Genomic DNA, 13,281 nt, shown 5'->3' with positions numbered 1-13,281 from the left:
CTCGTTTCAGCCATGAGCCTCTATCCCTCAAGTCCTGGCCTCCACGTTACGAGGGGAACCACATGTCGGTGACCTTGAGCGATTGGGCGATGGTGGATTCGGCGCCGGCTCGGCGGGCGTACTTGGCTCGCCAGGCCGTGGTGGTCTGCTCGGCTCGGGCCGTGTCGAGGGCTTCTTGCACCGGTCGGGGGCGAAGGGTTAACTGCCGGCCGGTGCGGGTGGCGGTCGTGCACTTCCCTTTGACCGGGCAGGGTTGGCAGGTTCGCCGGTCGAACCGTACGACGATCACCTCGGTGCCGCGTTGGACCGTCGGCGCCCACGAGGTGCTGGTCGCGCCCTGTGGACAGGTGACCTTGTAGGCGTCCCAGTCGGTGGTGAACGCGGTGCGGTCGTAGCCCGTGCCGGCGCGGGCCTGTGGTGAGGTGTCGGCCAGCATCGGGGTGACCAGGGCGATGCCGTGCTCGGCCTGGCTGGCCACCAGCAAGTCAGCCGACGGGTAGCCGGAGTCCACGTAGTGTTCGGCGGGTAGCAGCCCGCGGCGGGCCAGCTCGTGGTGGATCGGTTCGGTCATGGCCACTTCCGGCACGCTGGCGTCGGTGCTGGACACGTTCGTGATCAGGTTCGGCGGCGCGGACGGAACATCGTCATCGGCGTCGGCGTCGGCGGGTTCGGCGTCGCAGGTTTCGGTGATGTGCAGCTTGTAGCCGTTCCAGACCAGGTCCCGCTTGCCGCCGTAGCGGGCGTCGGTGTCGTACGGGGAGGTGATTCGGCATCTGCCGGGCGGGAGACCGTGAGTATCGGCGTCCCGCATGGTGACCACCTCCCGTCCACTGCGGTCGGTCACGACCACGTAGTTCTGCGCCAGAATGCGCCGCAGCGCCTCCACCGCGGGCAGGTCAGCCAGCCACGGTGGGGAATCGGGGGCGTACACGGCCTCCAACAGGGTGAACCCGTCAGCGCCGTAGGCGGCAGCCAGTTGCGTGCGTTTGGTCTTCGAGGTCGGCAGCCGCCACGAATCGATCCGGGCCTCGTAGCCGGCCGCCCACCCCGACACGTCCAGGGCCTCGGCCAGCCACTGCGGCGCCGCCGCCGCGAGAGCCTCCAGCGCCGCGCGCACCGCCTCCCCAGCCAGCTCGAGGCGGTTGAGATCACGCACCGCGGCCAGCACATGCGTGGAATCCGTACGCGCCTTGCCCCGCGCCTTGACCAGTCCCTTGTCGACCAACGCGGCGACCAGCAGATCCAACGCGACCGCTTCCAGCCCGTTGCCGGCCACCCGCGTGCGGAACTCCGACAGCACCGAGAAGTCGAAACCCGTATCGGTCAACCCGAGGCCCAGCGCGTACTTCCACGAAATCTTGTCCCGGACCGCCTCCGCGGCCTGCCGATCGGTCAGGTTCTCCACCATCTGCAACGCGGTCACCAACGCCAACCGCCCCGGCGACCAAGCCGGCGTGCCCCGATCCGCGAACGCCGCCACGAACTGCTCGTCGGCGAACAACTCACCCAACTCGTCGCGGATCACCACCGGCAACGGCGCCCGCCGGCCCGCATACATCGCGCGTACCGCGGCGATCTCGTCGGCCGGTTCCGGCCACGGGCGAGGCTGCAGCGACATCAAGCACCCGATCCTACGGCCGGGACAAGGGAAAAAACCGACCGCAACAAGATCATCCCAGCCAAGACAGCCAGTCCGCGGTCAACACGCCCATCAGATCACCGAATCGCCAACAGGGTCTCCCAAGCGCCCAAAGTAGCTGATCCAACGTTACGTACGGTTCTGTGAGGGCCCGGGGGTGAGATCCTCGGACACGTTCACCCCCACAGAGGGCTTTCACCCTTGGTGAAGGTCTGTGAGGTTCCCAGCGTCCCTACAGATCCCAACCGGGTCCGGAAAGCCGGGGCAGGCACAGCTGACCTATGCTCACGGGTGAGCGGGCTAGTCAGCGCGGAGCGGAGGGATTGTCTTGCAGCGGGAGGGGGGCGCTAGCGAGGTGCCGGAGATCGCGGCGGCCGTTCGGGTGGCGATATCTGGCAATCTGCGCCGAAAGCGGCTCGCCAATGGCATGAGCCTGCGGGAGCTCGCCGAACGGACTGGGGTGAGCAAGGCATTGCTCTCGCAGATCGAGCGCGGCGTGGCAAATCCGACCGTCGATATCCTCGCCAGGATCGCTGATGCGGTCGATCTCAGCTTCACCGAACTCACCCGCAGCCCACTGCTCGGCCCCGAGGTACTACGGAGTGGCGAGTCTGAGCCGCTGATGGTGGGTGAGACGTCCGTACGCACGCTCTTCGCCGGTGCCGAGCGCCGCCGTTTCGAGCTCTCCGAGGGTCTCATCCCAGCGGATGCTCACAGCGTGAAGAGCGCGCACGGCGTAGGCTCGATGGAGCACGCCTATGTGGTGGAGGGGCTGGTCACCGTGGCCTCCAACGGCTGGTCGGTGCGGTTGGAGGCGGGGGACGCAATCCGGTTCGCGGCGGAGGCGGAGCACGTCTATATCACGGCGGACAAGCCAGCCAGGATCCTCACCCTAATCTCGTTCGACAGTTGACTCAGAGCCAATCCCGGTCCGGATTGGGCACGCTGAGCAGCAGTTTGCGGGTGTAGGGATGGTGTGCGTGATCCAGCACATCGCCGGTTGGTCCGGACTCGACACACTCGCCCGCCCGCAGCACGTATACGTGGTCGGCGACCTGCCGGACAACCGCGAGGTCGTGCGTGATGAACAGCATCGCCATGGCGAACCGCTCGCGGACCTCGCCCAGCAGCGTGAGCACCTGGGCTTGGACGGAGACGTCCAGCGCTGAGACCGGCTCGTCGCAGATGAGCAGGCGGGGTCGGCCGGCGATGGCTCGGGCGATGGCGACGCGCTGGCGCTCGCCGCCGGAGAGCCCTGCCGGGCGCATCCGCGCCATTTCCGCTGGTAGCCCTACCGTGGCGAGCAGGTCCGCGACCGCTTGCCGGTCGGCCGGCAGGCCGTCGCACCGCAACGCCTCGCGCAGCGTCGCGCCGATGGTGAGCACCGGATTGAGAGTGGAGTATGGATCCTGGAAGACCATCTGGGTCAGCCGGCGCACCCGGATGCGGTCGTTGCGGGACAGCCGGGCATAGTCCGCGCAGTCAATGCCGCCGATGTTGATCTGCCCCGCGTCAGGGCGTTCCAGCCCCACCAGGCAGCGTGCCAGCGTGGTTTTGCCTGAGCCGGACTCGCCCACGATGGCGACTGCCTCACCGGGCCCCACCGTCAGGTCAACGCCGTCGAGCGCGGGGTGCTGTGTGCCAGAAAATGCCTTGCGTAGCGCGGTCACCTGCACAAGGGCGGGCCTTGGCCGGATGACGCCGCCGGGCTTGGCGATGGTCGCGGCCACCGGCGTCGGGTCCGCCGGTGTGGAGTCCGTCTCGGGCAGGTCGGCCACGCGTATGCAGGCGGAGCTGCGGCCGGGCGAAACCGGCACCGGCACCGGACGCCCTGCCTGGCAGCGCTCCTGTGCCAGCGCACAGCGCTCACCGAAGGCGCAGCAGTCGATGACGTCGTCATGCGCCGGCACCGAGCCGGGGATGGTCGGGATGACCGCAAGACGCCGGTCAACCGGGGGCTCGGCGCGCAGCAATCCGTGTGTGTAAGGGTGCAACTGCCGCTCCCGCACTGCCGCGGTTGCCCCGGTCTCCATCACCCGCCCCGCATAGAGCACGAGGATCTGGTCGCACATCGAGAACGCCACGCGCAGATCGTGGGTGATCAGCACGAAGGCCATCCCACGCTCGCGCTGGATGCTCCTGATGAGGGCGAGGACCTCACGCTGCGTGGTCACGTCGAGCGCGGTCGTAGGTTCATCGGTGATAAGCACACGCGGATCCCCGGCCAACGCGGCCGCGACGCCCACCCGCTGCCTCATCCCGCCGGAGAGTTGGAACGGGTAGCGCTGACCGATCTCGGCCGGCAGGCCCACCTCGGCCAAGCGGCGCGCCACCTCCTGGGCGCGGCCGGCAGCGGAGCGGCGGGCGGCGGAAGAGTGCATCAGGCCGTCGGCGATCTGCTTGCCGACCTGTCGCAAGGGGTTAAGCAGGGTGAACGGGTCCTGCATGAGCAGCGAAACCACACGTCCACGCTGGGCGCGGCGGGTGCGCGGATCGTTGTCAACCCGGTGCCCGTCGATGACCACCTCACCGAAGGCGGTCAGGCCTGGAGGGAGTAGTCCGAGTGCAGCGCGCACCGTCAGCGATTTGCCGGAACCGGACTCACCCACGACCGCGAGTGACTGCCCGCCATCGACGGTGAACGAGACATCGGAGAGAAGCGTGCGCGGTCGTACCGGATCGTCCTGGGTCACGGTCAGGCCGTGCACCCGGATGCGTGGACCGGCATCCGGGATCGGTGTGGCGCGGTTGGTCAGGCTCATCGCGTGGTCCCCCGGGCGTCGAAGCGTTCGTAGAGCCAGTCGCCGAGGATGTTGACCGCTGCCGCGGTCAAGATGATCGCGAGTCCAGGGGCGAGCGCCGCCCACGGGTTCGTGAAGAGCTGGGTGCGGTTGTCCGAGAGGGTCCTGCCCCAGTCCGGTGACCCGGGTTCCACACCAAGCCCAAGGAACGACAGCGAGGCGAGGGCGACCAGCGCATACGCGAAGTTCAGGAACGCGTTCGCCACCGCGACCGGCGCGACGTTCGGCCAGACATGGTGGGTCATGATGCGCCAGGTTGGCAGGTTCTTCAGTCGGCTCGCCTCCACGTACGGGCGGGTGCGCTGCTCCAACACCGCGCCGCGGATCACGCGGGTGTCGCCCGGGGCGAAGAGAACCACCAGGATGGCTACCGAAAGCGCATAGCCGCCGCCGAGCACGCCTGATACCACGATCGCGACGAGCAGCGACGGCAGCGAGAACATCAGATCCGCCCACCTCATGGCGACGATGTCGACCCAGCCGCCGAGGTACCCGGCCGGCAGGCCGATGAGGTTACCGAGCAACATCGACCCGGTCGCGACGAGGAACGCGCCGCAGACCGCGGTCCGGGCGCCCGCGATCAGCAGTTGCAGCACGTCCCGGCCGAGATCGTCGGTGCCGAGCGGGTGCCCCGGCCCGGGCCCGGTGATGCCCACCAGCAGATCCTGGTGGGTGGCGTCCGGCACCAACAGCGAGGCGCAGAGCGCGGCGACACTGGCCAGGGCCACCACGGCGGCAGCGAGCCACACGGCCAGGCCAGGGCCACGCTGCCCGCGCAGCCGGATGGGAAGGTGCCGGGTGAGTGACCGGCGGGAGGCGGTAGTCGTGGTCATGACGGCTGCGCCCCGAACCGGATCCTGGGATCCACCACCGCGTACGCGACATCGACCAGCAGGTTGATCGATGCGATCAGCAGCGTGAGCAGCAATGACAGTGCCTGCACCACGGGCACATCCTTGAAGGTCACTGAGTCGACGAGCAGGGACCCGAGCCCGGGCAGCGCGAAGGCCACCTCCACCAGCACCGTGCCGACGAGGGTGGTGGTCAGGATGAGGCCGCTCGCGGTCAGGATCGGTATCAGCGAGTTGCGCATCGCGTAACCGAGGACCATGCGGCGGGAGAGGCCGCGGGCGCGGGCGAACACCACGTAGTCCTGGTCGAGCTGGCCGACCAGTGCGGTGCGAGTGAAGCGGACCAGCAGCCCGGCGGCGCCAATCGCGATGGCGGCGGCGGGCAGGGTCAGGTGCGCCAGTTGGTCGGCGAAGCCGGTGCCGGTGCCGTAGGCGGGGAACCAATCCAAGCCGACCGCGAAGATGAGCAGCAGCACCAGCCCGACTGCGAACGGCGGCGCGCTCATGCCAGCGATGCTGATGGCGACGACGCCACGGTCGAGGGACCGGCCCCGGCGTAGTGCCCCGATGATCCCGAGGGGCAGGCCCGTGACGATGGCAAGCAGTGTGCCGTACCCAGCCAGGGCGAGGGTCAGCGGCAGCCGCGCCGCGATCATGTCGGTGACCGATCCGCCGGCCCGGATAGATGTGCCGAAGTTGCCGTGGAACACGCCGTTCAACCAGCGCAGATACTGCATTGGCAACGACTCGTCGAGATGGTAACGGACACGGATCGCGGCGATGCTCTCCGGCGAGGCCGGCCGGGTGCCCAGCAGTGTCTGCTCGACAGATCCTGGCGCGAGGTAAAGCAGTGTGAACACCCCGGCCGAGAGAATGACCACCACGACCAGCGTGCCGATCAGCCGCCGCGCCAGGAACAGCGCCCAGGCCCGCCCGCTCACTTGATGACTCCGAACCGGTTCAGCCAGTCCAGCACGCGTTCGGCCGCGTCGGCCCGATGCGCCGGCTCGACGAGTTCGTGTCCCTCGCGCGGGTAGATGACCAGCTCGACCGGCACGCCAGCGCGCGACCAGGCGTGGTAGAGCTGTTCTGCCTGGCCTACGGGGGTAACCCGGTCATCCTGGCCATGAAGGATCAGTGTCGGGGTGGTCACCGCGGCGGCGTGGTAAACGGGCGAGCGGGCGGCGAGGAACTCCCGGCCCACGCTGGTCGCGGGGTCGGACGAGACGTGGTAGAGGTGATCGTATCCGCCGCCCAGGTTGCTGGTGGTGTGAAAGCTCAGCCAGTCGGACACGCCCGACATCACGACTGCAGCGCGGAATCGGGTGGTCCGGGTCAGTGCCTGCGCGGTCAGGTATCCGCCGTAGCTCAATCCCATGATGGCCAGCCGGTCCGCGTCGGCGATGCCGTCGGCCACCAACTGGTCGACACCGGACAGCACATCGTCAAGATCCTCGTCGCCGACGTGACCGATGACCATCCGGGCGTACTCCTGCCCCCGGCCGCTGCTGCCGCGGGGGTTGGGCAGGAGCACCGCCGCCCCGGCGATGGCGAGCGGCAGTGCGAGCTGGTTGGACTCGCCAGGTGCGAATGCGCTTGACCACAGCCAGGTCGGTCCACCATGCGCGATGACGACCAGAGGGAACGGTCCGTCGCCGGTGGGGCGCAGGAGGAGACCCCGGATCTCGGTGCCGTCCGGGGCGGACCAGTACAGCTCCTGGTGCCGGAGTTGGCGGTCGAGTGTTGCCGCGCGTTGGTTAAGCCGGGTCCGCACTTGCCAGTCGCCCTCCGTCAGCGATGCCACGGCCACCTCGGGCGGCTGTCCCGGCGTCTCCCAGACGGTCGCCGCCATGGTGCCGGCTTGGTTGACCGAGAGCGACGGCTGGCCGTCTCGACCACCAAACGTACCGGAGGAGACCCAGTGGCTGGCGAGCCTGCCGTCGAGGTGCAGCACGCCGCCCTGGCAGCCGAGACCACTCCAGCCGACGAACCACAGCCGATCGCCGTCGAGCCAGCCCAGGTCGGTGACGTCGTCAATCGTCCCTAGCCCCCGCACCGAGCCGGAGTGCAGGTCCACGCGCAGGACCTGCCCGGAGACGATCGAGAGGCCCTCGATGACCACGGCGCTGGCCCGATCGGGTGCCAGCCGGACCCGGCTGAGCTGCCAGGGCGTCGAGTAGAGGTGTCGCACGTGCCCACTGTCCAGGTCGATCGCGACCAGCGAGGGCCGGTAGAAGCCGGCCGGTGACTCGTCAGCAGAGACGACGGCGACGGCGAGCCCATCGCCGTCCCAGTCGCAGTCCCAGACGGTCAGCTCGCCAAGATCAATAGTACGGATGTCGGTGTGCCCGACCCTGGCGCGCACAAGCCGGCGTCGGCGGCTGCCGGGCGAGCGGACGAATGGGTCACCGTGGTCGGCGGTGCGCAGTCCCAGGTGCATTCCGTCGCGCTCGCTGCCCGGGTCGGCCACCCGACAGAGGATCTCACCGGCGTCGATTTGTGCGTCCTCCACCGCCCCGGACACCTCGATCGACCAGGTGATCTCGCCGTACATGGTGTCCGTCAGCATCACCCGGTCCAGTTCGCCGCCCGGCCCGGCGGCGGCCAGCAGCAGGTGGCGCGAGTCGGGCAGCCAGCGCGGCAAGCCGTGGGCGGTGCCCGTGTCCACCCCGGTGGGCAGCAGTGAGCGTGGCTCGGCTGTGCCCATGGCCAAGTCGAGCAGATTCACCACAGGTGAGCCGGCGCCGTCGTGGTCGGCGGCGGTGAAGGCCACCGCCGACCCGTCTGGTGCCAGCGCAATGTCGCCGAGCATCCTCATCCGCGCCAGCGCGTTGTGCGCGCGCAGTGCCTCGCTCATCACCGGGCACTGACCTGCGTCGCCCACGGTCCGACGAAGAAGTAAGGCCCGTAGTCGCGTGCGCCAGCCTTTGCGCCGAAGGCGGTGGCTGCCTCACCCCACCACAGCGGCTGGTAGGCCACGTCCGAGGCGGCCATGGTCAGAGCCTGACCGAGCAGCTTGCCCCGGACCGCGTTGTCCGTGCTGGTCTGCTCCTGGTCCAGCAGAGCGGTGACCTCGGCATTGCGGTACTGGGCGATGTTCGTGCCGTTCTCACCCGCGTATGCGCTGTTGAGCAGCAGCTGGGTGTATTCACTGGGATCCCCGGTGGTGGCGAAGTACCACCCCAGGTAGATACCGGAGGCGTGCCTGCCCAGTTCAGCGATCCACGCCTCCAGCGTTATCTCCTTGACAGTCAAGTTGATCCCCAGGGGCTTGAGGTTCTCCGCCAGGGTCAGGGCGGCCTTGCCGAGTTGGGGTCCGCTGTTGGGAAAGTGCAACTCGTCGGTGAAGCCCTGCGGCACCGACGACTGCGCCAACTCCGCTCGGGCCTGGTCCAGGTCGAACTCGTACTGCGGGATCGCCGCGTAGAGCGCAGCCACCTCGTCCGAGCTGAGCAATCCACCCCACTGCGCGTCGGAGGGCAAGGTCTTCGCCACGGTGCCGTGCCCGCGCAGGATGCTCTTGACGATGCCCGCCCGGTCTATGGCGTGCGCGACCGCCTTGCGGACGTGGATGTCGTCCCAGGGCTTCTTCGCGATGTTGAAGGCGAGGGTTACCAGAGACCGGTCGGTGGCTACCTCCACCTGCACACCGGAGAGCGTCCTCCACTGGTCGAGCTGGTCCAGCGGCACGTTTAGGGCCATGTCGATCGAGTTCTGCCGCATCGCCAGTAGCCGGGTGGATTCGTCGGTGATGAAGTTCAGCCGGACCTCGCGGATCGGCACCTGCCCGCCCCACCACTTCTCGTTGCGGGTCAGGGTGACGTGCGAGTCGGCGACGAACTCGGTAACCCGATAAGGGCCGGTGCCCAGGATCTTGACCTCGGGCGTACCGATCTGTGCGCCGTTCTTCTCCAAAAATGCCTTGCTCGTGATGAGGAGGGTGCCCGGCGACGGCGTCCAGGAGAAGGAGGAACTGGGCTTGGTCAACTTGATGGTGATCTCGTCGGCGGCGGTCGCGGTGATGCTGGCAACGTCCGCGTACGCGTAGGCGAAGGCCGAGGTGGAGCCGGGCTTGGCATGGTGCTGGAGGCTAGCGACCACATCGTCGACGGTCATCGCAGAGCCATCGGTGAAGGTGACCCCTTGGCGCAACTTGTAGACGTACGTGGTGGCGTCGGGACGGCTCCACGAGGTGGCCAGCGCCGGCACCAGATTGCCGACCGCGCCGACGCCCACGAGGGCCTCCTGGCACAAGAGGGCGACGACGTAGTTCATGATGCCGGCCTCCTTGCTCGCGTCCACCGAACTGATGGAGGAGGGCAGGGCCACCGTCAGCGTGTCGAGGCTCTGTGCAGTCTTCGAGGAGGAGTCGGTCCCGGTGCACGCGGCAAGCAGCCCCGGCACTGTGGCCAGACCACCGGCGGCGGCGATGGATCTGAGCAGTGACCTGCGCGTGAACTGCGCTTTTGTGAGATCAGCCATGATCGGTGCGCCATCCCTCCCTGGTTGAGGATGGCGATCAGTGTGGTGCCGGCACCCGGTGCCGTCTATTGATTATTGCCATCCGGTGCGTCACGCTAGCCACACGATTCGACCGTGGTCAAGTAGTACCGTCAGAAAGGCATTGAACGTGACCGTCCGATCGCTGTGGGTATCCCCTGCCGCCACTGGGTCCGAGACCCGCGACTGGGTGGCGAACGCGCTCGATCTCCTGGCGGCCGAGGCGACCCGCTCCACCGACACGCGCCTGATTCCGTTGTACCTGCGCTGGACCCGGCGCCAGACCCGGCTCTGCGTGGTGGACCCTCCCGGGTCCGCCTTTCTCGATGCCTGGGCGCAGCGACCCGGCGCCGCGGCCGGTACGGGCTCGGTTATCGAAGGCATCGGCCGTCCCACCCGGGAGGAGTCCTTTCTCTCGTCGCTGGTCGATGCGATGCTGCGGGTTCCGGACGAGGCCTCAGTTGCTGCCCTACGCCTGCTGGAGTCGCTGCTGGTCGGCGGGTGGGCGACTCAACCGGCGCGAACCTGATCGGGGCCTTCGCCGTGGTCGCGCGGATGCGCCAGCGCGGCCAGCAGGGCAGCGTTGTGACACTGATCTGCGACAGCGGGGACAGATGCCGGCACGCTCTACAACGAGGAGTGGTTGGCCGCGCGTGGCCTTGACCCCACCCTTTGGATGCGACACCTCGACGCGTTTCTCGGCGGCGCCGATCTGCCCGCCACCCTACTGACCCAGGAGGCGAGATGAACGAGGCGAGCGACGACGTGATCACTCTCTACAGTGCGCCCTGGTGCGGTCATTGCCACCGACTCAAGGCACAACTGGGCCGGGCCGGAGTCTCGTACCGGGAAATCGACGTGGACACGGCGCCCGACGCCACCGAACGGATCGCCGCGCTCAACGGGGGGGCGTGGCTGATCCCCACGGTCATCCTGCCGGACGGCAGCGCTTTGATCAACCCGAGCGTCGGAGAGATCATCTCGCGGATCTGACCGTGCTGGTCAGGCCGGGCCACGGCCGGATCCGGGAAGGAGCGGACTTCCTGGAATCCCCTTTCGACCTCGACTCGCGATGGAGCCGTAAACGGGATACCACCTGGCAGGGCTACAAGGCCCATCTGACCGAGACCTGCGACACCACCACCCCAAACTTGATCATCGGGATGGAGACGACCCCGGCCACCGACGCCGACAACGCCACCCTGCCCACGATCAACAGCAGCCTGGACGCCCTCGGACTCACCCCGGCCGAGCACTACCTGGACGAGGGCTACGTCACCGCCGACACCATTGCCCGCGCGGCCACTCAGCGCACCCAGATCATCGGCCCACTCACGCGCGACACATCCTGGCAGGCCCGGGCCGGCCAAGGATTCGACCGCGACAGCTTCCACCTCGACTTCGACACCCGCACCGCGCGGTGTCCCGCCGGCAAGACCAGCACCCACTGGCGGCCCCGCGCCCACAACAGCGGTCCCGGCACCGCGATCGCGTTCGCCGAAACCGACTGCCAGCCCTGCCCGATGCGCACCCACTGCACGACCAGCACCACCACCGGCCGGCAGATCGTCATCCCCGCCCGCGACCTCTACGAGACCCAACTCGCCAACCGCGCTGCCCAGCACGACCCCGACTGGCAGCAGCGATACAACACCCGAGCCGGGATCGAAGGCACCATCTCCCAAGCCACCCGCGACAGCCAGCCAGCCCCCACCAGACCACGAACACCCTTCAAGAACCTCTGCCAGACAACCAAGATCACAGCGAGTTAACCAACAGAGTCTCTGATGTGATCAAACTTGCTTCGACAACAAGATGATCAACCAGGAGCCACGGGCACCCTCACGCCAGGGTCCATCCTGGACAAGCCGACGACATCAGCCGGCCCCCATCAACTTCGTTGAGCCGGCATCGGACGCCGTTGGCCGGGCTTCGGCTGCCGACGACACGTCTCACGGCGAGGCAGCACGCCGATGGCTGGCGAGCCGCGGCGTCACTGCCGTCGTACGCTTCCCGGTGCACCGTTTCGGCAGCGACAGCGCACCCGAACGCCGTGCCATGCTCGGTGAACTACTCAAAACCGGTCGCCGTTGATGACCGAGCTGCCGTTCATTGAGGCGCCGTAGACCGGCCCACGCTGCCGGCCCCGTCCACGCCGTAGCTTCCACCGGAGCTGCCGTTCATTGAGGCCAGGACTCGAAGTTCCGCACCTGGCTGCAGCAACGGCGGATCGGTTATGTCCTCGCCGTGCCCCGCAACCAGCGCATCCCCACCGCGATGGGAAACTCCCGGCCCGACGACCTCCCGCCGCCACGTCATCACCGTGCCCTCGTCGCGTTCGACCGGCCGATGCTTCGGGACCTGCACCGACCAGCCGATACAGTGCAGCAGATACGACGTGCCGCGCAGCGTGTACCGGGTGTGGAACATCCGAGCGATCAGGTCCGACACCCGCGCCAGGGTCCAGCGTTGATCGTCACCGAAGCCGTGGGCGGCCGGCCCTTCATCCAGGGCCCCGGCCAGACGTCGCAGCCGGGGCTCGTCGAGGCGGCATCGGGAACCACCCGGTCCTTTCGACGCGAGGGCGTCCTCGCCTCCGGCCCGCCACTGCTGCCGCCAGCCGTACACCGCGGTCTGCGACACCCGCAACCGCGCCGCGATCTCCGGCACCGACACCCCTTCGGCGAACCACCCGGCCGCCTGCCGCCGCACCGCCTCACGCATGGCCCGCCCCCGCGCCGACAGGCCACCACCATCGGGATACCTCATACCACCGGGCGGGACCGGCGAGATCACGCATCACAGTGGACCAAGCTGGCCATTCAAGATCTGTACCGACAACCCGGCTCGCCGACGAGGCCCTATTCAACTACTGGGACCAGCTCCAAGATCATGCAGGCTCTTCCGCGAATCGTGCGCGTAGTCACCCCGTTGCCTATGCGGTCGTCGCTGTCCGTACAGAGGTTCGGGGTGGCGGTACAGGCAGCGTCGTCCGTGAGCACGTCAGCGTCGTCTACCCGGTCGCCGACTTCCGGATCGGCGCCGCCGAGTACCTGCCCGTCGCGTGTTCGAGGCCGTCGACGGTGGGGTGTCCGGCGAGGTGGGGCACGCCATGGGGCGGGATGCCGAGGTTCCGCGCGTGGGCCTTGCCGGGGCCAACCCACCTGCACGGCGGTGGCGAGGCCGCAGCGGAAGTGGCGGCGACCGCGGCGAGTCGGCGAAGCCGTCGCCGGGTCGGTGCGCTGGGCGTTCGATCATCGGTGTGGCGGCGTCGACCGGGCCACAACCGCAGATCCTGACACCGGTCGCCCGCACCGGTACGTCGAAGGGCCGGCCGCGTAACGGCGGCTGCCCAGGCCAGGTCGAGGCGACACCATCTCGACCAACCGGGGGATGTGGTCGCCGACCAGCTGAGCGCCGACCACAATGAAGGTTTCCGAGTAACGGTCTGCAACTGTGCGTAGTGGTCGTTTCAGGTGGTTCGTCCGTG

The 13,281-nt window shown here is 68.3% G+C and carries 11 protein-coding genes; 4 read left to right on the top strand and 7 right to left on the bottom strand.

Annotated features, from left to right (window positions below; all coding sequences use genetic code 11):
- Positions 1-46 precede the first annotated feature (46 nt).
- On the bottom strand, positions 47-1,618 hold the full coding sequence (locus tag V6U90_RS30885) for a transposase (RefSeq protein WP_334444281.1): 1,572 nt from the start codon (positions 1,616-1,618) through the stop codon (positions 47-49).
- Between the two features lie 376 nt (positions 1,619-1,994).
- Between V6U90_RS30885 and V6U90_RS30880 the strand changes: the two genes are divergently transcribed.
- A complete protein-coding gene (locus V6U90_RS30880) occupies positions 1,995-2,552 on the top strand; it encodes a helix-turn-helix domain-containing protein (RefSeq protein WP_334444278.1) in 558 nt (185 codons plus the stop codon).
- A 1-nt stretch (position 2,553) separates the two neighbouring features.
- On the opposite strand, the gene V6U90_RS30875 is transcribed toward V6U90_RS30880, so the two are convergent.
- From V6U90_RS30875 to V6U90_RS30855, 5 genes are all read right to left on the bottom strand, one after another.
- Positions 2,554-4,401 carry an ABC transporter ATP-binding protein gene (locus V6U90_RS30875; protein ID WP_334444275.1) on the bottom strand — a complete coding sequence of 616 codons (1,848 nt, stop codon included), beginning with the start codon at positions 4,399-4,401 and terminating at the stop codon, positions 2,554-2,556.
- Positions 4,398-5,171 carry an ABC transporter permease gene (locus V6U90_RS30870; RefSeq protein WP_334444272.1) on the bottom strand — a complete coding sequence of 258 codons (774 nt, stop codon included), beginning with the start codon at positions 5,169-5,171 and terminating at the stop codon, positions 4,398-4,400. Before V6U90_RS30870 ends, V6U90_RS30875 begins: the two co-directional genes overlap by 4 nt.
- Positions 5,172-5,269: 98 nt before the next feature.
- Entirely contained in the window at positions 5,270-6,232 is a 963-nt protein-coding gene (locus V6U90_RS30865; protein ID WP_334444269.1) for an ABC transporter permease, read from the bottom strand.
- Entirely contained in the window at positions 6,229-8,148 is a 1,920-nt protein-coding gene (locus tag V6U90_RS30860; RefSeq protein WP_334444266.1) for an alpha/beta hydrolase family protein, read from the bottom strand. Before V6U90_RS30860 ends, V6U90_RS30865 begins: the two co-directional genes overlap by 4 nt.
- Positions 8,148-9,773 (bottom strand): ABC transporter substrate-binding protein, encoded by a 1,626-nt coding sequence (locus V6U90_RS30855; RefSeq protein ID WP_334444263.1) that lies wholly within the window; start codon positions 9,771-9,773, stop codon positions 8,148-8,150. Before V6U90_RS30855 ends, V6U90_RS30860 begins: the two co-directional genes overlap by 1 nt.
- Positions 9,774-9,915: 142 nt before the next feature.
- Here V6U90_RS30855 and V6U90_RS30850 point away from each other — a divergent pair, with 142 nt between their 5' ends.
- From V6U90_RS30850 to V6U90_RS30840, 3 genes are all read left to right on the top strand, one after another.
- A complete protein-coding gene (locus tag V6U90_RS30850) occupies positions 9,916-10,320 on the top strand; it encodes a hypothetical protein (RefSeq protein WP_334444260.1) in 405 nt (134 codons plus the stop codon).
- A gap of 215 nt (positions 10,321-10,535) precedes the next feature.
- Positions 10,536-10,784, top strand: a complete 249-nt coding sequence (locus V6U90_RS30845) for a glutaredoxin domain-containing protein (RefSeq protein ID WP_334444257.1) — start codon at positions 10,536-10,538, stop codon at positions 10,782-10,784.
- Positions 10,785-10,786: 2 nt separating this feature from the next.
- Entirely contained in the window at positions 10,787-11,563 is a 777-nt protein-coding gene (locus tag V6U90_RS30840; protein WP_334444254.1) for a transposase, read from the top strand.
- Positions 11,564-11,900: 337 nt separating this feature from the next.
- Here the strand turns inward: V6U90_RS30840 and V6U90_RS30835 are convergent, their stop codons facing one another.
- The gene (locus tag V6U90_RS30835; RefSeq protein ID WP_334444251.1) at positions 11,901-12,515 is read right to left on the bottom strand and encodes a helix-turn-helix domain-containing protein; all 615 of its coding nucleotides are present in this window, start codon (positions 12,513-12,515) and stop codon (positions 11,901-11,903) included.
- Between the last annotated feature and the right edge of the window lie 766 nt (positions 12,516-13,281).

Source organism: Micromonospora sp. CPCC 206060 (assembly GCF_036906895.1).
Lineage (GTDB): Bacteria > Actinomycetota > Actinomycetes > Mycobacteriales > Micromonosporaceae > Micromonospora.
Note: the sequence above shows the minus strand (reverse complement) of the source record. Positions and strands in the feature narration are given on the sequence as shown.

What these genes read in the sequence shown, in the direction of transcription:
- V6U90_RS30835 (WP_334444251.1), bottom strand. Translation starts at nt 12,515, where the DNA reads ATGCGTGAGGCGGTGCGGCGGCAGGCGGCCGGGTGGTTCGCCGAAGGG.
- V6U90_RS30885 (WP_334444281.1), bottom strand. Translation starts at nt 1,618, where the DNA reads ATGTCGCTGCAGCCTCGCCCGTGGCCGGAACCGGCCGACGAGATCGCC.
- V6U90_RS30855 (WP_334444263.1), bottom strand. Translation starts at nt 9,773, where the DNA reads ATGGCTGATCTCACAAAAGCGCAGTTCACGCGCAGGTCACTGCTCAGA.
- V6U90_RS30860 (WP_334444266.1), bottom strand. Translation starts at nt 8,148, where the DNA reads ATGAGCGAGGCACTGCGCGCGCACAACGCGCTGGCGCGGATGAGGATG.
- V6U90_RS30875 (WP_334444275.1), bottom strand. Translation starts at nt 4,401, where the DNA reads ATGAGCCTGACCAACCGCGCCACACCGATCCCGGATGCCGGTCCACGC.
- V6U90_RS30845 (WP_334444257.1), top strand. Translation starts at nt 10,536, where the DNA reads ATGAACGAGGCGAGCGACGACGTGATCACTCTCTACAGTGCGCCCTGG.